The following is a 20,988-nucleotide window of genomic DNA, read 5'->3' on the forward strand; positions in this document are numbered from 1 at the left end:
CTCACTGGCCTCCGGTAAGCATGTTCAGAGGTGCCAGTCCGCGTTGAACGGTGCTGTTGATGGTGCTGCCCAGGCCACTGCCCGCGTTGCCGCCTGAATGCCCTGCTGAGCCGGTGTTGGTGGCGCCTTGATGATTGGCTTGGTCTGTGCCGAGTGCGTTGAAACCTGCAAGATTGCCGTTGGGCAAGATCATCGAGTTGATGCTGGAGCCCGTGGTGATGTTGGCGAAGTCAGCATCTCCCAGCTCACCACCCATCTGGGTGTTGTTGAGGGTGCCATTGACTGTCGTGACGACTTGCCGAGAAATGTTGGTGTTAACCACCGTTGGATTGGGGTCGGGAATGTCAGTGGGATGTGTTGCAAGGCGCGGCTGAACCTGGCGACCCAATACGATAATGCCGTCCTGGGCGAACGTAGGTGCAACGTAGATGCTTGAAAGCATCACAAGCGCTACGGCCAGTAATGACGATTGGAATGACCCTGAACTGTTTGTACGTTCCATGACATCAATTCCTTCTACATCTCTTCTTGCGCATTGAAGATGTGCAATGCAACTCTGCGGTTGGTTGTGTCGAAGTGTTCGCAGGAGTCGTGCCGGAATTGTTTTTTCTTGGAATATCAACGAGTTAGATTTTGTTGTAGCAGGCGGGGCTAAACACAGTGTTTCACCGATGAGACACTACGGTTTAGGTGTATGAGGTTTATCCGTGTCTGACCAAGCGAGGCATGCACTTAACGGGGTGTTACACGGATGAAACAGTTACGCAGAAAAAGCGGCAAAGCGGCGTAAACAGCGGGTGCTGACTCGCGGATGTGTTTCATTGCTGAGACAGACGCGACCAACCAATGAGACCGTTTTATGTGTGAGCGTGATTAACTCGATAAGTTCGGTGCAATTGGCCGGTGTAGATAGGTTGCGGATTGTCCTGCGGTCAAGGTTGCAGTGCAGCCGGGAGTAGGGGCTGCAGTTTATTTAAATGACGTTGTAACGAATATGGTCTATCCCTCTCTATTGATATGTCGCGCACAAACAACTTCTGTGCGGCTGGCGTATTACAATTAATCCGAGGATGTACACATGACTAACAAAACTACACTTGCTGCTACCGGTGCTGCTATCGCGTTCACTGCTGCAACCATGTTTGCAACCATGGCCAGCACTGTTGTTGTCGCTGAAGATTCGCCTGTTCAATGCTTTGGTGTTAACGCATGCAAAGGACAGAATGACTGCAAAACTGCTGATAACGCCTGTAAAGGCCAGGGCATCTGTAAAGGCCATGGCTTCAAAGCGATGTCTTTGGCTGATTGCAATGCTGCCAAGGGTCGCGTTGGCGAAGAGTAAGATTGCAGCAACAGGGAGCAGCCATCAGTTGATGGCTGCTCCTGTTTTACTGTCCGGATCTAACCAAGGAGCTTGGCATGCCAGCTAAGTCAGACTGTCTTGGCTACGGCCTAGGGCTGCGAATTCCCTATTATCAGGAAATCCTGGAGCAACGACCTGATGTCGATTGGTTCGAGGTGATTTCTGAAAATTTCATGATTGAGGGCGGCAAAGCCCTTTATCACCTGGATGCGGTCGCCGAGCACTATCCAATAGTGATGCACGGCGTATCGCTGTCTATTGGCGGTCCACACGAGCTGGATCGCGATTACCTCAAACGTCTAAAGCTGCTGGCAGAGCGAGTTAAACCGCAATGGATCTCTGACCACCTGTGCTGGAGCCGCGGTAATGCCCATCACCTGCACGATTTGCTACCACTGCCTTTCACTGATGAAAGTTTGCAGCACGTAGCGGCGCGAGTTCATCAGGTACAGGACGTTATTGAGCGTCCGCTGGTGCTGGAAAATGCTTCAACCTATATCCGCAGCGCTGGCGACAAGTTCACCGAGTGGGAGTTTCTCTCGGAACTGACGGCAATCACTGGCTGCGATTTACTGCTGGATGTGAACAACGTTTACGTCAGTGCGCGTAATCATGATTTTGACCCATGGACCTACATCAGCAGTTTGCCTGTGGATAAAATCCGCCAGCTGCATTTGGCCGGGCACACCGATTACGGCAATTATCTGATTGATACTCACGATCACCCGGTATGTGACCCTGTTTGGCAGTTGTACGAGCGCACTATCAAACATCTGGGGCCGGTCGCGACCATGATCGAGCGTGATGACCATTACCCTCCATTTGCTGAGCTGATGGCCGAACTGCAAAAAGCCCGCGAGCTAGGCGCTAAAGCACTTCAGGCGGAGTCATTATGCGGTTGAGTCAGTGGCAGCAAGAGATTGAAACCTATTTGCTTGGGGCTGACTCGGTTGCCAATTCTGAATTGCGCGCCACGCTGGTGGGCAGCGCGAACCTTGATGTCGATCTGGGCTTGGCGATTTATCACAACGCCTATCGTGCACGGCTGATCGAAACCCTGCGCGGCGATTACAGCGCGGTGCATGGTTGGATGGGCGACGAAGAATTTGATGCACTGGCGCTGGCCTATATCAATGCCTATCCGCCCGATCATTTCAGCCTGCGTTGGCTGGGTGCCCGGTTTGCCGAGTTCATCGAGGCTCATCTGATACCTGAGCAAGCCGAACCATTGGCCGAGTTGGCGCGTTTTGAGTGGGCGTTCACCCTGTCATTCGATGCAGCAGATGGCCAGCCGCTAACAGAAGCTTTGCTCGCCAGCTTGCAGGCTGATGAGTGGCCAAATCTGCAAACACGCTTGTTGCCAAGCGTGCAGTGGCAAACGTTGCGTTATAACACCCTGGCGTTATGGCGCGCGTTGAAAGACGACAGCGAATTTCCAGGCAGTCACGCGCTGGAGCAAGTGTCAGTATGCTTGATTTGGCGCAATGGTTTGATTAGCCGCTATCGCACGCTTGCACCTGATGAAGCCAGTGCGCTCTACAAAATGGCAGTGCAAGGCGGCAGCTTTGCCGAGCTCTGCGCTGACCTTACACCTCTAGGTGATAACGCAATGGGTCAGGCAATTACATGGATTCGCCAGTGGCTGGCTGACGGAACCTTGCAGCGTCACATTGGTGAGCCAGTCGTCTATCAGGTCGATAGCTTCATCAATCAATAAGCTGAGCTACGCTTTTTGTTGTTAGCAAAAAGCGGAGGTTCACATGATTCAATTTATACCGCCGGTATTACGAAGCCTGCAATTGCCGTTGCGCTTGAAATTGTGGGACGGCAAACAGCTTGATCTCGGCCCTCAGCCGCAGGTTACGCTGGTGATCAAGGATCCCAGCCTCGTAGTGCAACTGAGCAATCCAAGTCTCGACGTTCTTGGAGGCGCTTATGTTGAGGGTCGTGTTGAGTTAGAAGGCAAGATGAGTGACATCATTAAGGTCGGTGTCGACCTCAGTGAAGCGCTGGTGCCTGACGACAGCCCCGCCGCGGTTGAACATGAGCGACATGACAAAGCCACTGATGCTGCCGCCATAAGTTATCACTACGACCTGTCCAACGAGTTTTATGCACTCTGGCTCGACCCGGAGATGGTCTATTCGTGCGGCTATTTTGCAGCCGGTAGCGAGTCTTTGGAGCAAGCCCAGTTGGAAAAAATACGCTTGTTGTGCCGAAAGCTGCGCCTGCAACCGGGCGATAAGCTGCTTGATGTCGGTTGTGGTTGGGGCGGCTTTGCACGCTTGGCTGCCCGCGAGTTTGGTGCAGAGGTTTATGGCATTACCCTCAGTGCCGAGCAACTGAAATTGGCGCGCGAGCGAGTTGCCGAGCAAGGCCTGGACGATCAGGTAGAGCTGCAACTGATGGATTATCGCGACCTGCCGCAAGATGGGCGATTCGATAAAGTGGTCAGTGTCGGTATGTTTGAGCATGTGGGTTACGCCAATCTACCGGAGTATTGCCAGTGCCTGTATGGCGCGGTCAAACCCGGCGGCCTGGTGATGAACCACGGTATTACCGCGCGCCATACAGATGGTCGTGCGGTTGGCCACGGTGCGGGTGACTTTATCGGCAAATATGTTTTTCCACATGGCGAACTGCCCCATCTTTCTGTCATGACTGCTGCGCTGAGTGACGCAGGATTGGAAGTGGTTGATGTCGAAAGCTTGCGCCTGCATTACGCGCGTACCTTGAACTTTTGGAGTGAAAGGCTTGAGACGCAACTCGATAAAGCTGCGCTAATGGTTCCAGAACAAGCGTTGCGAATTTGGCGTTTGTATCTGGCGGGTTGCGCGTATGGTTTTGCCCAAGGCTGGATGAACTTGCACCAAATATTGGCGGTTAAACCACTCTTGAATGGCGGTCATAATTTGCCGTGGTCGCGTGCGGATATCTATTCTTGAGTACAGATATAAAGCCGCTGTGTGGGCCGCGTCGCTGGCGCTAATGCACCGTTAGCGACGCGTTTGTCTTAACATGCTGCAATCTTGTTGAGATGATCGGTGCATGCCTGCTTTTTTTCTTCGATACCGCGTTGGACTTACCGTTCTGCTGATTGCCATTGGCCTGCTTGGCAGTATGTGGTTGGCCGGGCGCTATGCACAGCAACGCGCCTGGCAGGAGCGTAGCGTCGAGGCGCGCGGCCAGTTACAGCTGTATGCGCAATCCATACACACTTTGGTTGAGCGTTTTAGCTCGGTGCCTGAGGTGCTCTCACTCGACAGCGATATCAAAGCGGTGCTCAGCTCGCCGGATGATCTGTTGCTGCGAGCCGCGCTTAATCATCGGTTAGAGCAATTGAATCGGGCTGCCGGTTCCAATGTGCTTTATCTACTTAATGTTGAGGGTGACACGCTAGCGGCCAGCAACTGGCGTGAGTGGAGCAGCTTTGTCGGCAATAACTATGCATTCCGCCCCTATTTTCGTGACGCGCTAAAGCAGTCTTCAGGGCGTTATTTTGCGGTAGGGGTGACGACGGGGATACCCGGCTACTTTCTTTCCCATGTGGTGCTCGACGACCACGATCAAATCATTGGCGTATTGGTGGTCAAGCTTGAGCTTGAAGAACTGCAGCGCGAATGGGTCGAGCAATCGGGTATCTTGCTGGTGGCCGATACTTATAACGTAGTAATTCTGAGTAATCGCCCTGCATGGCGCTTTCGAACATTGAGCGAACTGAGTGATCAAGCGCGAAATGAGCTGATTGAGGTGCGAAAATATGCGGAACAAGCGCTAAAACCACTTCCCAGCAAGTTGCGTTTGCAGATTAACCCCGAGTCACAATGGCGTACCGTCGATGGTCCGGACGGTAAGCAGGATTATCTCTGGCAGAGCCAGCAATTGGCGGACGAAGGCTGGAACCTGTACTTGCTGGTTGAGCCACAAAGTGTGGTCGACAGTGTGCGCAGCTATCGCTTGGCTGGCGCAGGTGTATGGATGACCCTGGCATTCTTACTGCTGTTCCTGCTCCAGCGGCGTAAAAATCATCGCCTGCAAGCGAGTATCCGTGAGCGTTTAGAACAGGAAGTTAGCCTGCGCACAGCAGAGCTGCGCGAAGCCCAGGACGGTTTGGTGCACGCGGCGAAAATGGCAGCCTTGGGGCAAATGTCTGCAGCGATGGCGCATGAAGTTAATCAACCGCTTACAGCCATGCGCATGCAATTGGGGAGTTTACGCTTGCTACTCGACAGCGGGCGCCAAACGGATGTGTATGCAGGCTTGCAACGTATCGATGGTTTGCTTGAGCGTATGGCTTCATTGACGAGCCATTTGAAAACCTTTGCCCGCAAAAGTCCGGCCGGGCTCAGTGAGCGCTTGCAGCTTGGCGAGGTTCTGGATCAGGCGCTACAGCTGTTAACGCCGCGAATACGTAGCGAAAGTGTGCAACTCCGCAGTCAAGTTGATTACAACGTTCATGTTCTGGGTGATGCTATTCGCCTTGAGCAGGTGTTGCTCAACTTACTCAATAACGCTTTGGATGCCATGACTGAGATTGAAAATGCACAGCTTGAGGTGGTTATCCAGCGTTGTGCTGAGCAATGCGTGCTGACGGTCGCCGATAATGGTGGTGGCATTGCTGGGGATAACTTGAGCCATGTATTCGATCCGTTCTTTACCACCAAGCCAGTCGGTCAAGGCTTGGGTTTGGGCTTGGCTGTGTCATACGGCATCGTGCAGGAATTAGGTGGCACGCTAGAAGTGTCTAACAGCGATGTTGGCGCAGTATTCACCCTGAAGCTGCCGATTGCGCCAGAGCCATAAGGCTGGGGTGATCCAATGGTACCTGCTCACAGTTTCAGCGGATTGTTCAAATCGAGACTACCAAGTCAGGCTCATGGCGATACACTGCGCGCGTTCAAGTTGGAGGGTGTATGAGCAGTCAGGTGTTGGTTGTTGATGATGAAGTGGCAATCCGCGAAGCCGTGCAGCAATGGCTGGAGCTTTCTGGTTTCAGTGTGCAAACCTGTTCAAGCGCTGCTCAGGCGCTGGCTTTGGTTGATCGGGATTTCCCCGGCGTAGTCATCAGCGATGTGCGCATGCCTGGTACTGACGGCCTGCAACTGCTGGAAAAGTTGATCGAGCTTGATCGTGATCTGCCAGTGATTATGGTCACAGGCCATGGTGATGTGCCGATGGCTGTGCAAGCCCTGCATCAGGGCGCTTATGATTTCATCGAGAAACCATTTACCCCTGAACGTCTGCTCGACAGCGTGCGCCGCGCCCTTGAAAAGCGGCGTTTGGTCTGTGAAAACCGTGAGCTGCGCCAACAGTTTGCAAATAAAGATCGAATTGAAAGTCAGCTGCTCGGCGTTTCGCGACCTATGGAAAATCTGCGTCGACAGATTCTTGAGCTGGCCGGCACCTCGGTGAATATCCTGATTCGCGGCGAGACCGGTAGCGGCAAAGAACGGGTTGCGCGTTGTTTGCATGATTTCAGCGCGCGAGCGGGCAAGCCGTTTGTGGCGTTGAACTGCGCGGCGATCCCCGAGAACTTGTTCGAGAGTGAGTTATTCGGCCACGAAAGCGGTGCCTTTACTGGTGCGCAAGGCAGGCGGATTGGTCGTATCGAGCACGCTGACGGAGGCACTCTATTCCTTGATGAAATCGAGAGTCTGCCACTGGCTCAGCAAGTAAAGCTGTTACGCGTTCTGCAGGAAAAGACCCTTGAACGGCTGGGTTCAAATCGCAGCATTCAAGTGGATTTGCGGGTGATTAGCGCCGTTAAGCCGGATTTACTCGATGAAGTGCGCAACGGTCGCTTCCGTGAGGATTTGTTCTACCGGCTAAACGTTGCAACCCTGCAAGTTCCAGCCTTATGTGATCGTCGTGAAGATATTCCGCTGCTGTTTGAGCACTTCGCCCAAGAGGCCGCACATCGTCATGGTCGTGAAGTTTCGCCGCTACCGGCCACCGAGCTGGCACGTTTGCTCGGGCATGACTGGCCGGGCAATGTGCGTGAGCTGATAAACGCCGCTGAACGCCATGCATTGGGCTTAAGCGCGCCGGTTGAGGCGTTTGCCAGCCAGTCGTTGGCTGAGCAGATGGAAAGCTTTGAAGCGCAATGCCTGCATAACGCCTTGTTGCACTGTCAGGGCAATATTGCTCGGGTCATGGAGTTGCTGCAGCTACCACGGCGCACGCTCAACGAGAAAATGCAGCGCCATGGCTTGCAGCGCAGCAGCTATCGTCCGGCGGGCAGTCAAGATGATGAATAGGCGAATTATCGCCTATGCGTGATCGGTTATAGGCGGATTGTTGCCGGTATTCGGTTGTTCATTTGTCAAAACCCCTCTAGAGCAGGACTTTCACGTATTGGCACGGCATCTGCTAAGTTTGATGTAACCCGTTTTTTGTTTACGGGTAATCCAATAAGAAAGACTAGAGGTTTGCCATGAATCATCTTGCCTATTGCGTAAGTCATTCGCACATAACAGCAAACGCCTTCTCCAGTGCGCCGGGCAATATGCCTCGCGTAAGCGAAAGCTTATTTCTGACGCTCCAATAAGATCTGACGCCTGCCAGCCTCTTTGCAGGGGGCATCGTCTACAGTGAAAAACTCTGCATAAAGCCATAACAACGACGGAGATTCATCCATGCGATTGACCAAGCGTTTAAGCCTGTTCGCAGCTGCCGCAACCCTGACTGCAAGCACTGCAGTTCTGGCAGCCCCAACCTTTATCAACATCCTCACGGGCGGCACCAGCGGTGTTTACTACCCGATTGGTGTTGGCCTGTCGCAGATCTACAGCAACGGCATTGAAGGTTCGAAAACCTCAGTTCAAGCGACCAAGGCGTCGGTTGAGAACCTCAACTTGCTGCAAGCAGGCCGTGGTGAGCTGGCGCTGGCGCTGGGTGATTCTGTTGCTGACGCCTGGAACGGTGTCGAAGAGGCGGGCTTTAAAGCACCGCTGAAAAAGCTGCGGGCGATTGCCGGTACTTACCCGAACTACATTCAGATCGTTGCCAACAAAGAGTCGGGCATCAAAACCCTGGCTGACCTGAAAGGCAAAAGCATCTCGGTTGGCGCACCTAAATCAGGGACTGAGCTGAATGCTCGGGCAATCCTCAAAGCAGCTGGTTTGACCTATGAAGACATGGGCAAAGTTGAGTTCTTGCCGTATGCCGAGTCGGTCGAGCTGATCAAAAACCGCCAGCTTGACGCTACTCTGCAGTCTTCGGGCCTGGGCATGGCGGCTATTCGTGACCTCGCGGCTACCTTGCCAATCAACTTCGTGTCGGTTCCAGCTGATGTGGTTGCCAAGATTGGTAACGATGCTTATCAGCCGGCCAGCATCCCAGCGGGCACTTACGACGGTCAGGACGCTGACGTTCCAACGGTTGCCATCACTAACATCCTGGTGAGCCATGAAGGTGTTTCTGAAGAAACCGCCTACCAAATGACCAAGCTGATGTTTGAAAACCTTGAGCGTTTGGGTAATGCCCACTCCGCGGCCAAGGACATCAAGTTGGAAACCGCTGCCAAGAACCTGCCAATCCCGCTGCACCCAGGTGCGGAGCGCTACTACAAAGAAGTCGGCGCACTGTAATCCTGATGAGTCGAGGCGCACAGGCGTGCGCCTCGATCAATTTCTGTTCTGATATTCGCGCACCAGAGGTGCTAATAAAACCAGTGTTCCGAAGGAACGGTAGGTTTTGTTAGCGGTTCTGCGCAACCGTTTCGTAATGAGGGCGTCATCGCCATGAGTGAGAACAATCAAGGCCTTTCAGCAAATCCTGGTGAGTGGCCAAAAGCGCTATTTTTCGTTGCGCTGCTGTTTTCCATCTTTCAAATCACCACGGCGGCATTTCACCCCGTGTCGAGTCAGGTGCTGCGTGCGGTTCACGTCGGCTTCCTGCTGTTGGTTGTTTTTCTGAGTTTTTCCCTCACTGGCAAAGGCCGACCATGGCAACCGGCGGCCTGGATTCTGGGCTTGGCGGGCATGGGCACGGCGGCTTATCAGTGGATATTTGAAGCCGATCTGATCTATCGCTCCGGCGACCTTACGCAGATGGACATGGTTGTCGGTCTGGTGTTGATTGCTTTGGTATTTGAAGCCGCACGTCGCGTGATGGGCATCGCCTTGCCGATCATTTGTGCGCTGTTTTTGGCCTACGGGCTGCTGGGCCAGTACTTGCCGGGCGATCTGATGCACCGTGGTTACGACCTGGATCAACTGGTTAACCAACTGGCGTATGGCACCGAAGGTTTGTACGGCACGCCGACCTACGTCTCGGCTACCTATATCTTCCTGTTCATCCTGTTCGGCGCATTTCTTGAGCAAGCAGGGATGATCAAGCTGTTCACCGACTTCGCCATGGGCCTGTTTGGCCACAAGGTTGGCGGCCCGGCTAAAGTATCTGTTGTGTCGTCCGCGCTGATGGGCACCATCACTGGTTCCGGTGTGGCCAACGTGGTGACCACGGGCCAGTTCACTATTCCGCTGATGAAGCGTTTCGGTTACCGACCGGCATTCGCTGGCGGCGTCGAGGCGACGTCGAGCATGGGCAGCCAGATCATGCCGCCAGTGATGGGTGCGGTTGCATTCATCATGGCCGAGACCATTAACGTACCGTTTTTTGAAGTGGCCAAAGCGGCCTTGATCCCGGCTATTCTGTACTTTGGCTCGGTGTTCTGGATGGTTCACCTGGAAGCGCGCCGTGCCAACCTGCATGGTTTGCCAAAAGACCAGTGTCCGAATCCATGGGCAGCGGTTAAAGAGCGTTGGTATTTGCTGATCCCATTGTTCATCCTGGTTTACCTGCTGTTCTCCGGGCGCACACCGCTGTATTCGGGCATGGTTGGCCTGGCACTGACGGCGATTGTGATTCTCGGTTCGGCGATCATCATGCGGGTGTCATCAACCGGCATGCGTATCGCTTTCTGGGTGGCGTTGGGCCTGCTTTGCGCCGGCTTCTTCCAGATGGGAATTGCCGTGGTATTTGGTGTGGTCGCATTGCTCGTTGCGACATGCTGGTTTATCAAGGGTGGTCGCGAAACCTTGACCGTGTGCTTGCATGCACTGGTTGAAGGTGCGCGCCATGCAGTGCCGGTGGGTATTGCCTGTGCATTGGTTGGGGTGATCATCGGTGTGGTTTCCCTGACCGGTGTGGCCTCAACATTCGCCGGCTACATCCTGGCGATCGGTCAGGACAATCTGTTCCTGTCGTTGGTGCTGACCATGCTGACCTGTCTGGTGTTGGGCATGGGGATTCCGACGATTCCCAACTACATCATCACCAGTTCGATTGCCGCGCCTGCACTGCTTGAACTGGGCGTGCCGCTGGTGGTTTCGCACATGTTTGTTTTCTACTTCGGGATCATGGCGGATCTGACCCCGCCGGTTGCCTTGGCCTGCTTTGCCGCTGCGCCAATTGCCAAAGAGAAGGGCTTGAAGATCAGCCTATGGGCGATTCGCATTGCCATCGCCGGTTTCATCGTGCCGTTCATGGCGGTCTATGACCCAGCCTTGATGATGCAGAGCGACAATTGGCTGGCGATTATTTATGCACTGTTCAAAGCGGCTGTGGCCATTGGCTTGTGGGGCGTGGTGTTTACCGGCTTCCTCAACTTCAAACTGTCGTGGTGGGAACGCATACTGGGTTTTGCCGCTGGTGCGAGCCTGATCCTGGCAACTCCAATTAGTGATGAAATTGGTTTTGTATTGGCCGCTGTGTTCCTTGGCCAACACTTGTGGCGTGCGCGCAACAAGCCGGTGGCTGCAGTTTGATTGGTTTGTGCATGGGCCTGGCTGGAGCGGTGTGGGCGCAGTTGCCTGTCAGCGACTTCACCCTGGCTTGGAAGCACACCATCGAACACATTCGCTGGGAAGAAGATTATCGCGTCACCGCCGAGGGCTTGGTTCTCGGTGAGGCGCGAGTCAAGGGTACTGGCGCCGGTATGGAAATACCGGATGACGCCGTACTGCGTGAGGGCAGCTGGCACTACCATCGCCAGTTACCGCCCCTGCAACCTCTGCGCTTGGGGCGAACCCCCGAGGCAGGGGATTATCAACTGTGTTTCAACCAGCGTTGTCACTCTGCGAGTGAATGGCTCGGCCCGCCAAAAGCGTCCCAGCCCGCGTTGGAACTTTGGAGTTGTGAGCTCGACTCCCCCGCCTCGAAAGGTGCGGGTAAGGGTTAATCAGTTAACCTGCTCCCAGTGCCACAAGCGCTGGTTGTATGATGGAGAGAACCCCCATTTGGTTTTGCCAGTGGGGGTTTTGTTCGTCTGCACCCTTATTAATCCAGTCTGTAGAGAATTTGATTGTGAGTGATCTGACCTACACCACCTTTTACCTGCAGATGCTCGGCTCCGGGCAACTGCGCGCCAAGCCATTGCCTGCTGAGTTGAATGTCGTCGAGTGCCAGCACAAGCAATTTCAGCTCAACCGTTTTCTCTACCAACTGGTGGGCGGGCCCTGGTTGTGGACAGATAAACTGGTGTGGACCGATGAGCAGTGGCAAGCATTGATCAATAGTGATCAGCACCGCACCTGGGTGGCTTACTGCAAAGGTGCAATAGCCGGTTACTACGAACTGCAAATGAGTGGCGAAGGTGACGTCGAAATTCTTTATTTTGGTCTGGCTGAAGACTTTTTCGGCCAAGGCTTTGGCGGCCCCTTGCTCAGCCACGCGTTAGAGTCTGCCTGGTCATGGCCGGGCGTTAAGCGTGTGTGGGTGCATACCTGTACCCTCGATCACCCGAGCGCGCTGAACAACTATAAAGCGCGTGGGCTTGAGGTTTATCGAGAGGAAGTAACAACCGAGTCGGCTAACTGACTCAGGAGCTCCCAAAGCGGCTAGACTGGTTGAATCACGATTAACTGATTTTCTGGAGCAGACTATGTGCACGCGATTTATCAAAACCTTGGTGCTCAGCCTCAGCATCACCCCGATGCTGGCCAGCGCTGCACCTATTTTGCCGGGTCTGTGGGAAATCAGCACCAGTAACATGGCGGTTGATGGCCAACAGATGCCGGCGATGGATGTGATGATCGAAAAGCTCAAAACCCTACCGCCTGAGCAACGCCAGATGATGGAGCAAATGCTGGCCAAGCAAGGTGTGCAGTTGGGTGATGCGGGTGTTCAGGTTTGCCTGAGCGAAGCGCTGGTCAACTCCGACCAGTTGCCGCTGCAAGAGCAATCAGGCTGTAAGCAGGAAGTCACCGATCGCACTGACAAGCTCTGGGCATTCACCTTTGATTGCCCGCAGGCAAAAGGTCAGGGCGAGACGCGCTTTATCAACGACAAACAATTCACCAGCACAGTCACCAGCACCTTTACCCAGCAGGGCAAGCAACAGCACGGCACCATGCAAACCAACGCGCGCTGGGTAGGCGCTGATTGCGGTGGTTTGAAGCCTCAGCAGGCTAACTAAGCCGCTGCCAGTTGCAGCATTAAGGCTCGCATCTTGCGGGCCTTTCATTTAAGCAACCTCTGAAAAACTACTGCGTTAGATATTACGGTGTTAAAAAACTGCTCACAGCCTTTAGGCTGAACGAACTTCAGTTGGGCAGCCCTCGCTGCGGCCCAACGGGGTGAGCAACGCGAATCAAATGCTCATTTAGGCTACTAAAGTCGAGCGCGACCCCGGTCGCTTTTTCGCATTTTTCGACTCGCTGGCGCTCGCCCTTCGGGCCAGCCTTTGGCTGTTACTCCTGTTGGTCGTTGCGCCTTGTCCTATCGTCGCTCGCTGCCTTTTTCAAGGGGCCTTAGAGGGCTGGGTATGGCTCAATTACAGAATCGGTGACAGCAAACGCGCGATTCGCATGCCGAGTTTTTGCAGGCGGTGTATGTGTTTGCGGTCTTCTATGCGTATCTCGATGCTTTGGCTGAAGTCCTCAACCAACATTTTTTCGACTTGCGCAGCGAAGTCGTTATCGATAGTGAGCAGGGTGATTTCAAAATTCAGCCGAAATGAGCGGTTGTCCAAGTTGGCGCTGCCCACCGCGCTGGCGTAATCATCAATCAACATAACCTTTTGATGGATAAATCCAGGCTGGTAGCGGAACACCCGAACACCCGCGCGAACGGCTTCGAAGGCATACAGGTTGCTGGCGGCGAACACGATGTGGTGGTCACGCCGGGATGGAATCAGAATGCGTACATCTACGCCGCGAATGACGGCTAAGCGCAGTGCTGAAACCAGCGACTCGTCAGGTATGAAGTAAGGCGAGGTGATCCAGATTCGCTCTTTCGCCGATTGCACGGCCTCAACAAACATCAGCGAACATGTTTCATCTGGGTCAGCAGGGCCGCTGGTGATCAGTTTGCACATCACGCCGTCAGTGCTGAATACGTCGGCGAGTAGCAATTTCGGCAACTGTCGGGTTGACCAGAACCAGTCTTCGGCAAACGACTCCTGCAGGCATGCGACGACCGGGCCGCTGATATCAATATGGGTATCGCGCCAGGGTGAAAGCGGCGGCCGCTTGCCAAGGTATTCGTCGCCGACATTGTGTCCGCCAACAAACCCTCGCTCGCCATCAATCACCACAATTTTGCGGTGGTTGCGAAAGTTCAGCTGGAAGCGGTTAAGAATGCCGCCTCCAGTAGGAAAAGCATGCATCTGCACGCCACCATTGCGCAGGCTGTCGATATAGCGGCGCGGCAAGCTATGACTGCCAATGCCGTCGTACAAAAAGTAAACACTGACGCCAGCTGCAGCGCGCTCAAGCAATATATCGCGCAGGCGCCGGCCGAGATCGTCGTCTTTGACGATAAAGAACTGGATCAGGATAACCTGCTTGGCCGATGCTAAAGCCTTGAAAATCGCTGCAAAAGTCGCTTCGCCATTGATCAGTAGCGCAACATGGTTGTTGGCCAGGCACGGCATGTTACCAAGCCGGGGCAATGCTCTTAACTGTTGATAGGCCGGAAGCTCACTGGCTGAAACGGCTTCCTCGACCCAGGGACGCCAGTTCAGTTTGGACATAGCCACGTGCATCTCTGTATCGGCTTCGCGCCTAGCCTCTACATATGCATAAAAGCCGCTGCGGCCAAAAACCAAGTAAGGGAGAAGTGTCAGATAGGGCATGAAAAACAGTGAGATAGCCCATGCAAGTGCGCCTTGGGAAGTCCTTACCGTTAACACTGCATGCAGTGCTGCTATCAAACCGCAGACATGAATTGCGGCGAGTATATAGGTCGCGAATGGCGGGACAACGATGTCCATTTCCATATTTATTCCTGTCTAAATATTCCCTGCATTGGTAAAGCACGACTACAGTAATTATGGGGCCTGATGGCCTATATACGCGATTAACCTTAGCCTCATTGCGCAGCTGGCGTCTGCAGGAAAGGCCCAGACCTGTTACCCTTTTGGCTGTTCCTGGGCCGCCAAATGTGTTTGAGAGTATTTACTCGGGCAAGTTCGGCGCTTGTTTTTGCATCAAGTTACAGGCGGAGCGTTATACCGGGAACGAGGGCTTTGGCGCCTTATCAATAGTCGGCGAGATGTAATAAAAAGGAGTATTTCAATATGGGGAAAGACCCTTCGCATGACACGAATCCGCAGGATGAGCGCTTAGACAGCATTCCTGCACCTTCCGGTAAGTCCACGCTAATCGACACTGATTATGTGATTGGCCAAGACAATATCACCGGCAAATATTTTTTCTCTCTCGATATCCACGGTAAAGTTTTCAGTATTTCTGCACTCGCAGTCGTGCTGTTCGTGGTTCTCACTTTGGCCTTGCAAGAGCAAGTTGCTCCCGTCTTCAGTGCTTTGCGCGACTGGTTAACCCATAACCTTGCGTGGTTCTTCCTCAGCGCCGCCAACATCTTTGTGCTGCTTTGCCTGGCGTTGATTGTCTCGCCTCTGGGTAAGGTGCGCTTGGGTGGGATGGATGCCAAGCCGGATTACACCTACATCGGCTGGTTTTCCATGCTGTTTGCTGCGGGCATGGGCATTGGCTTGATGTTCTATGGTGTGGCTGAGCCGATGACCCACTTCGATACCGCAATGACGGGTATTGTTGTCGGTCCTGACGGTGTGCGAACAGACTGGGCCCCTTTAGGCGGCGCGGTTGGTGACGCAGAGGCGGCTGCGAAACTGGGTATGGCCGCAACGATTTTTCACTGGGGTCTGCATCCATGGGCGATCTACGCGATCGTCGCGCTGGCCCTGGCGTTGTTCTCGTTCAACAAGGGCTTGCCACTGAGCATCCGCTCGATTTTCTACCCGCTGCTGGGTGAGCGGGTGTGGGGCTGGCCGGGTCACCTAGTTGATATTCTCGCAGTGTTTGCCACGTTGTTTGGTCTGGCCACATCCTTGGGTGTGGGTGCTGAGCAAGCACTGGCTGGGCTTAACCACTTGTTCGGCATGCCGCTTACTGACACCAGCAAAGTACTGTTGATCATCGGCATTACCGCTATTGCCTTGCTGTCTGTTTTGGCGGGACTGGATAAGGGCGTCAAGGTTCTGTCCGAGATCAATATGGGACTGGCGCTGCTGCTGCTTGGCTTCATCATTGTGGTCGGGCCTACGCTTGCGATCTTCACCGGCTTCTTCAGCAACCTGGCGGCATACGCCACCTACCTGCCTGAACTGTCGAACCCCTTCGGCCGTGAAGATGCCAACTTCACCCAGGGCTGGACGGCGTTCTACTGGGCGTGGTGGATTAGCTGGTCGCCATTCGTGGGTATGTTTATCGCCCGTGTAAGCCGTGGTCGTACCGTGCGTGAATTCCTGATCTCGGTGTTGCTGGTACCGTCGCTGGTTTCGGTATTGTGGATGACTGCATTTGGTGGCACCGCAATTGGCCAGTTTGTCACCGAAGGCTTTGCTGGGGTTAAAGATGCCGCGCTTGAGCTGAAGCTGTTTGCCATGCTGGCTCATTTACCACTGGCTGAAATCACCTCGTTTATCGGTATCGTTTTGGTTATTGTGTTTTTTGTCACCTCATCGGACTCCGGTTCGTTGGTGATCGATACCATCACTGCTGGCGGTAAGGTCAATGCGCCGGTTCCGCAGCGAGTATTCTGGGTGATTACCGAGGGCGTAGTGGCAATTGCCCTGCTGCTTGGTGGTGGCTTGGGTGCATTACAAGCCATGGCGGTGTCGACGGGACTGCCGTTTACCGTTGTGCTGCTGGTGGGTTGTATTGCCATTGTCAAAGGCTTGATGTCCGAACCGCGCTAAGGCGATTCAGGCTTCAAGCAAAGGCGCCCCGGCAACGGTGGCGCCTTTTTAATGGATGGAGTTTGATCAAGCAGGCCTTAGCTCCACAAATCACCAATGGCTGTTTCTGGCGAGTAGTGTGTGGCTATCTGCGCTTGCAACAGCTCAGCAGTGGCTAGTGCATCGGTCAGCGCATGGTGCGCTTGATAGTGGGGCAGGTTGTAGCGCAGGCGGCTGTCTGCGAGACGAATCGAGGTTGGCTGACGCCCACGCAAACGATCCCACCAACTTGGCTTACGCTGGCAGCCATGAATTCTTGCCTCCAGCTCCATGGTGTCGATGACCGGAAAATGCAAGTTTTCGCCAACTGCTTGTTGCAGCGCGTGATCAAGGAATGATCGTTCAATATTGCGGTAATGCACGACCATCACGCAGCCAGACATTGCCTCCAGCAACTCTCCCAGAACCTGCTCTACACGCGGTGCATAGCGGATGTCCGAATGGGTAATGTGGTGGAAGGTAATCGACTCACTGCTGAGTTCGGATTTTGGCTTGACCACCCAATACCGCGCCTTGCTGCATTGAATGCGCTGGAGGTTGAACGGAATCAAGCCAAGACTGACGATGCAGTGGTTTTGTGCGTCAAGGCCTGTAGTTTCAACATCAAGGGCGAGTAATGGCACTTGCTCAAGCGGGGTATCAGCACTGACCATCGGTGCTTGATAGAATTTCGCCAGGCGTGGATCCTGGGCCTTCTCAGCCAGTAACTGATAATGCTCCTGCCATTGCGGCGATGGCGTCTTTAGCTTGGGCTCACGCGGTACAAACACACTCATCGCGACTTACCAGCAGACGCAGAAGGCTTAGGTCTTTGCGGTGCATTGTAGGGGTAACGAAAGCGCATGAAGTTTTGCGCTTGGCTCAGTACCTGAAATGCTTCTTTGAGATTGTGCCGTTCTGTCGACGAGAACTTTTCTGGCTCAATATAGTTGTCGGCTTCTTTGTCTTCGCTCAGTGCCAAGGCTTGGTGGCGGATGCGTACAAGCGACAAAAACTCCAGTGCATAGCGCAGATGACTGATGGCTTCTGGCGTCATCAGTTTGGTTGCAGCGATCGCATCCAAGCGATCCAACGAATTCTGTGCCTTTGAACCGCAGGCCAGCGCATGTACGCGGATCAGGTCAGTCAATGGTGCAGTGCCGCGACCCTTGAGGTTGATGATGTTCTTCTGCTGACCATCGGTTTCCATCACAAACTGCCGGAAAAATCCCAACGGTGGGGTACGGTTCAAAGCGTTGCGTGCCAAGGCCGCAAGGAAGCGTGGACTGTCGCTGGCGCGTTCAGCCAGCAAGTCTTTTAGGGTTTCAACCAGCTCGGCTTCACCGTAAATGCTGTCCAGATCAAAGAAGATACTGCTGTTTAGCAGTTTTTCTGGGTTGGGGTTGTCGATCCAGTCGTTGAAGTAATCTTTCCAGACTCGCAAAGGTTGGCGCCACTTGCTGTTGGTGGCCATGATGCCGCCTTTGCAATAGGTGTATCCGCACGCCGCCAGTCCGTCGCTGACAAAGGTTGCCAGTTTGAGAAAGTACTCATCATGCAAATTGGCATCGAAGCTGTCGTCGAGCACCAGGGCGTTATCCTGATCGGTGACAATCAACTGTTCATCCCGGGCCATAGAGCCAAGGGCCATGAAGCTATAAGGCACCGGCGCGGGGCCTAATTCTTGTTCAGCCAGTTCCAGCAAACGCTGGCTGATGCTGCGCCCAACCCCAGACATGGCGCTGCCGATCATGTGTGCGCTGGCATCTTCGTTGGCCATGCGGATAAACGTAGCGCGAATGTCGGGTAGAAGCTTTTCCAGCTCATCAACCGACTGTTTATTGAATACGTTATTGACCAGATACAAGCTGCTCTGCGACTCGTATTTGATGATGTCAGCCAGTGTCACCACGCCAACCGGGCGACGTCGATGCACGAGAGGCAGGTGATGAATATTGTTGCGCAGCATGCACAAGATTGCTTCAAACACCGAGTCATCAGACTGCAAGGTGATTGGATTCTTGGTCATGACCTCGGTAATCGGGGTATCAGCTGACAATCCTTGAGCGACAACCCGAGTGCGGAAGTCGCGGTCAGTGATGATGCCAACCATGACATGCATCGCCTGATTGGCAACGGATGCCAAACGCGAATTTGGCCATTCAACGTTTGGGTCAACGATCAACACCGAGGAGACGTTATGCGTGTCCATCACCTGTGCGGCTTCGCGAACTGTGGCGCTGATATCAACGGTAACGGCGGGACGGTCGACCAGCTTACGGACTTTGAGCTTCATCAGGTCATGGGTTTTGCCCTGCGAGCTTACCGCCGCTTTTAAGCGCGATTGACCTTCAGCTTCGACAAAGTCGGCAAAGCTATCATTGTTCTCACAGAGCTTGTCGAACACCTGGCCTGAGATGAAATAAATCAGGCTGTCTTCAATTGCCCGGGCGGGAAAACGCACTTTGTGATTACGCAACAGACCAAACTGACCAAAAATATCTCCCTCGGTCAGGCGGTTATACAGCTCTCCGTTGCGTCGATAGACCTCGACTGCGCCGCTTCTTACATAGTGTAAGTCTTTGATTTCTGAACCAAATTCGAATATGTCGGTGCCTGCTTTGTAATAACCGACTTCGGTATTCTGCGCCAGCTCGTCAAGGCTTTCATCAGGCAGCCCTTCAAACGGAGGGAAGCGGCTCAGGTGGTCACGTATTTCCAACAATTCAATTTGCATGCAAACCTCGGCATTGTCCTTTTTGCTTCGGGTGGCTTAAGCACAGGCAGCTACGCAGGTGCGCTGATACTTGGCGTTTAGACATTCTAGAACATGCGCCTGTTCAATCTGTAATTAACTTGCAACCAGGCAATACCTCGGCTGCGGTGCCAGCAGTGAGTTGTTTCATTCCGTGTGGCGGGGTTCCACGTGGAACCCCCATGTAGCCTGGGCTTGAGCCTCTTTGTCTGCCTCAGTAGGACTTTTACTCCTGTGTTTCGTTGGTTGAACTGATAAGATTTTTAGTTAATGTTATGTTATAACGTCAATGTGCGTTTCGATACGTACTCAACCAAGTGCCGCAGCTCTGCGAGACACAGATAAAACCAAAAAAACGTTATTGCCGTGAGCGCGTCAGGTCAGCTTGAATCATGAGGAGTAGCAACATGCAAAACCGTTTGCCCGTGACGGTGTTATCTGGATTTTTAGGTGCAGGTAAAAGCACCTTACTTAACTACGTGTTGAAGAATCGCGAAAACCTGCGCGTCGCAGTTATCGTCAATGACATGAGTGAGATCAACATCGATGGTGGTGAAGTTCAGCGCGATGTCAGTCTCAACCGAGCCGATGAAAAACTGGTCGAGATGAGCAACGGCTGCATCTGCTGCACGCTGCGTGAGGATCTGTTGGAAGAGGTTGCACGACTGGCCCGTGATGGTCGTTTTGATTATCTGTTGATTGAGTCCACCGGTATTTCAGAACCGCTGCCGATTGCTGAAACCTTCACCTTCCGTGATGAGCAGGGTCAAAGCCTTGCTGACTTGGCACGCCTTGATACCTTGGTCACGGTGGTTGATGGGGTGAATTTCCTGAGTGATTTTCATCAGGCTGAAAGTCTTGCCAGCCGCGGTGAGTCGCTGGGTGAGGATGATGAGCGAGCCATTACCGACTTGCTGGTGGAGCAGGTTGAGTTCGCGGATGTAATTCTGATCAGCAAGACAGACCTGATCAGCCAAGCTGAACGCGAAGAGCTGACGGCGATTTTGCGCGGGCTGAATACTCAGGCTGAGATTTTACCGATGAGCATGGGTGAAATAGCGCTGCACAAGATTTTGAATACCGAACGTTTCGACTTTGAGCGTGCGGCGCAGGCGCCTGGTTGGCTGCAAGAGTTGCGTGGCCAGCACAACCCGGAAACTGAGGAATACGGTATTGCGTCGACGGTTTATCGAGCTCGGCGCCCGTTTAATCCGCAGCGTTTTTTCGAGTTTGTCAGTGGCGAGTGGACTAACGGCCGTTTGTTGCGTTCTAAGGGCTATTTTTGGCTAGCCAGCAAGTTTCAGGAAGCAGGCAGTTGGTCGCAAGCGGGCGGTTTACTGCGCCACGGTTTTGCAGGACGCTGGTGGCGCTTCGTACCGAAGGAGCAGTGGCCGAGCGACGACGAGTCTACGCAGGCAATCGTCAAAAACTGGAATGAAACCTGCGGTGACTGTCGTCAGGAACTGGTATTTATCGGGCAAAACATTGACCTGCAAAAGCTCAATGCAGAACTCGATGCCTGTTTGCTGACCGATGCAGAAATGGCGCTTGGCAGCGAGGCGTGGCGCCAACTACCGGACCCATTCGGTCCATGGTTTGAAGACGTCGTTTAAGTGCGAAAAACCTTTTCAACAGGCAAAAAAATAGGCTGCTTTATGAGCAGCCTTA

The 20,988-nt window shown here is 53.6% G+C and carries 17 protein-coding genes; 13 read left to right on the top strand and 4 right to left on the bottom strand.

Annotated elements, in window-relative coordinates:
- Position 1: 1 nt before the first annotated feature.
- Positions 2-502: a hypothetical protein gene (locus ACN0UH_RS03760; protein WP_417660803.1), complete on the bottom strand. Its 501-nt coding sequence runs from the start codon at positions 500-502 to the stop codon at positions 2-4.
- A gap of 576 nt (positions 503-1,078) precedes the next feature.
- On the opposite strand from ACN0UH_RS03760, the gene ACN0UH_RS03765 reads away from it, so the two are divergent.
- The 11 genes from ACN0UH_RS03765 (at position 1,079) to ACN0UH_RS03815 (ending at position 12,782) form a co-directional block, all read left to right on the top strand.
- Positions 1,079-1,342, top strand: a complete 264-nt coding sequence (locus tag ACN0UH_RS03765) for a hypothetical protein (RefSeq protein ID WP_417660804.1) — start codon at positions 1,079-1,081, stop codon at positions 1,340-1,342.
- 77 nt (positions 1,343-1,419) lie between these two features.
- Positions 1,420-2,265: a DUF692 domain-containing protein gene (locus ACN0UH_RS03770; protein WP_417660805.1), complete on the top strand. Its 846-nt coding sequence runs from the start codon at positions 1,420-1,422 to the stop codon at positions 2,263-2,265.
- The gene (locus ACN0UH_RS03775; protein ID WP_417660806.1) at positions 2,256-3,080 is read left to right on the top strand and encodes a putative DNA-binding domain-containing protein; all 825 of its coding nucleotides are present in this window, start codon (positions 2,256-2,258) and stop codon (positions 3,078-3,080) included. Before ACN0UH_RS03770 ends, ACN0UH_RS03775 begins: the two co-directional genes overlap by 10 nt.
- 43 nt (positions 3,081-3,123) lie before the next feature.
- The gene (gene cfaB, locus ACN0UH_RS03780; RefSeq protein ID WP_417660807.1) at positions 3,124-4,308 is read left to right on the top strand and encodes a C17 cyclopropane fatty acid synthase CfaB; all 1,185 of its coding nucleotides are present in this window, start codon (positions 3,124-3,126) and stop codon (positions 4,306-4,308) included.
- 103 nt (positions 4,309-4,411) lie between these two features.
- A complete protein-coding gene (locus tag ACN0UH_RS03785; RefSeq protein ID WP_417660808.1) occupies positions 4,412-6,166 on the top strand; it encodes a sensor histidine kinase in 1,755 nt (584 codons plus the stop codon).
- Positions 6,167-6,276: 110 nt separating this feature from the next.
- Positions 6,277-7,620: a sigma-54-dependent transcriptional regulator gene (locus ACN0UH_RS03790; RefSeq protein ID WP_417660809.1), complete on the top strand. Its 1,344-nt coding sequence runs from the start codon at positions 6,277-6,279 to the stop codon at positions 7,618-7,620.
- A 378-nt stretch (positions 7,621-7,998) separates the two neighbouring features.
- A complete protein-coding gene (locus ACN0UH_RS03795; protein WP_417660810.1) occupies positions 7,999-8,952 on the top strand; it encodes a TAXI family TRAP transporter solute-binding subunit in 954 nt (317 codons plus the stop codon).
- A 153-nt stretch (positions 8,953-9,105) separates the two neighbouring features.
- The gene (locus ACN0UH_RS03800; RefSeq protein WP_417660811.1) at positions 9,106-11,133 is read left to right on the top strand and encodes a TRAP transporter permease; all 2,028 of its coding nucleotides are present in this window, start codon (positions 9,106-9,108) and stop codon (positions 11,131-11,133) included.
- Positions 11,130-11,546, top strand: coding sequence for a DUF1850 domain-containing protein (locus ACN0UH_RS03805; RefSeq protein WP_417661098.1), 417 nt, complete (start codon positions 11,130-11,132; stop codon positions 11,544-11,546). The genes ACN0UH_RS03800 and ACN0UH_RS03805 overlap by 4 nt, the downstream gene beginning before the upstream one ends.
- A gap of 125 nt (positions 11,547-11,671) precedes the next feature.
- Positions 11,672-12,184 carry a GNAT family N-acetyltransferase gene (locus ACN0UH_RS03810; protein WP_417660812.1) on the top strand — a complete coding sequence of 171 codons (513 nt, stop codon included), beginning with the start codon at positions 11,672-11,674 and terminating at the stop codon, positions 12,182-12,184.
- A gap of 64 nt (positions 12,185-12,248) precedes the next feature.
- Positions 12,249-12,782 (top strand): DUF3617 domain-containing protein, encoded by a 534-nt coding sequence (locus ACN0UH_RS03815; RefSeq protein ID WP_417660813.1) that lies wholly within the window; start codon positions 12,249-12,251, stop codon positions 12,780-12,782.
- 357 nt (positions 12,783-13,139) lie between these two features.
- On the opposite strand, the gene cls is transcribed toward ACN0UH_RS03815, so the two are convergent.
- Positions 13,140-14,579, bottom strand: coding sequence for a cardiolipin synthase (gene cls, locus ACN0UH_RS03820; protein ID WP_417661099.1), 1,440 nt, complete (start codon positions 14,577-14,579; stop codon positions 13,140-13,142).
- 306 nt (positions 14,580-14,885) lie between these two features.
- On the opposite strand from cls, the gene ACN0UH_RS03825 reads away from it, so the two are divergent.
- Positions 14,886-16,547: a BCCT family transporter gene (locus ACN0UH_RS03825; RefSeq protein ID WP_417660814.1), complete on the top strand. Its 1,662-nt coding sequence runs from the start codon at positions 14,886-14,888 to the stop codon at positions 16,545-16,547.
- A 77-nt stretch (positions 16,548-16,624) separates the two neighbouring features.
- On the opposite strand, the gene ACN0UH_RS03830 is transcribed toward ACN0UH_RS03825, so the two are convergent.
- A complete protein-coding gene (locus ACN0UH_RS03830) occupies positions 16,625-17,362 on the bottom strand; it encodes a 3'-5' exonuclease (protein ID WP_417660815.1) in 738 nt (245 codons plus the stop codon).
- Positions 17,359-19,302, bottom strand: coding sequence for a DUF294 nucleotidyltransferase-like domain-containing protein (locus ACN0UH_RS03835; RefSeq protein WP_417660816.1), 1,944 nt, complete (start codon positions 19,300-19,302; stop codon positions 17,359-17,361). Before ACN0UH_RS03835 ends, ACN0UH_RS03830 begins: the two co-directional genes overlap by 4 nt.
- A gap of 425 nt (positions 19,303-19,727) precedes the next feature.
- Between ACN0UH_RS03835 and zigA the strand changes: the two genes are divergently transcribed.
- Positions 19,728-20,933: a zinc metallochaperone GTPase ZigA gene (gene zigA / locus ACN0UH_RS03840; RefSeq protein ID WP_417660817.1), complete on the top strand. Its 1,206-nt coding sequence runs from the start codon at positions 19,728-19,730 to the stop codon at positions 20,931-20,933.
- Positions 20,934-20,988 lie beyond the last annotated feature (55 nt).

The sequence above is a fragment of the Pseudomonas sp. genome, assembly GCF_048265905.1.
GTDB lineage: Bacteria > Pseudomonadota > Gammaproteobacteria > Pseudomonadales > Pseudomonadaceae > Aquipseudomonas.

Coding starts and splice junctions, on each gene's coding strand:
- ACN0UH_RS03760 (WP_417660803.1), bottom strand. CDS start 502: ATGGAACGTACAAACAGTTCAGGGTCATTCCAATCGTCATTACTGGCC.
- ACN0UH_RS03765 (WP_417660804.1), top strand. CDS start 1,079: ATGACTAACAAAACTACACTTGCTGCTACCGGTGCTGCTATCGCGTTC.
- ACN0UH_RS03770 (WP_417660805.1), top strand. CDS start 1,420: ATGCCAGCTAAGTCAGACTGTCTTGGCTACGGCCTAGGGCTGCGAATT.
- ACN0UH_RS03775 (WP_417660806.1), top strand. CDS start 2,256: ATGCGGTTGAGTCAGTGGCAGCAAGAGATTGAAACCTATTTGCTTGGG.
- cfaB (WP_417660807.1), top strand. CDS start 3,124: ATGATTCAATTTATACCGCCGGTATTACGAAGCCTGCAATTGCCGTTG.
- ACN0UH_RS03785 (WP_417660808.1), top strand. CDS start 4,412: ATGCCTGCTTTTTTTCTTCGATACCGCGTTGGACTTACCGTTCTGCTG.
- ACN0UH_RS03790 (WP_417660809.1), top strand. CDS start 6,277: ATGAGCAGTCAGGTGTTGGTTGTTGATGATGAAGTGGCAATCCGCGAA.
- ACN0UH_RS03795 (WP_417660810.1), top strand. CDS start 7,999: ATGCGATTGACCAAGCGTTTAAGCCTGTTCGCAGCTGCCGCAACCCTG.
- ACN0UH_RS03800 (WP_417660811.1), top strand. CDS start 9,106: ATGAGTGAGAACAATCAAGGCCTTTCAGCAAATCCTGGTGAGTGGCCA.
- ACN0UH_RS03815 (WP_417660813.1), top strand. CDS start 12,249: ATGTGCACGCGATTTATCAAAACCTTGGTGCTCAGCCTCAGCATCACC.
- cls (WP_417661099.1), bottom strand. CDS start 14,579: ATGGACATCGTTGTCCCGCCATTCGCGACCTATATACTCGCCGCAATT.
- ACN0UH_RS03825 (WP_417660814.1), top strand. CDS start 14,886: ATGGGGAAAGACCCTTCGCATGACACGAATCCGCAGGATGAGCGCTTA.
- ACN0UH_RS03830 (WP_417660815.1), bottom strand. CDS start 17,362: ATGAGTGTGTTTGTACCGCGTGAGCCCAAGCTAAAGACGCCATCGCCG.
- ACN0UH_RS03835 (WP_417660816.1), bottom strand. CDS start 19,302: ATGCAAATTGAATTGTTGGAAATACGTGACCACCTGAGCCGCTTCCCT.
- zigA (WP_417660817.1), top strand. CDS start 19,728: ATGCAAAACCGTTTGCCCGTGACGGTGTTATCTGGATTTTTAGGTGCA.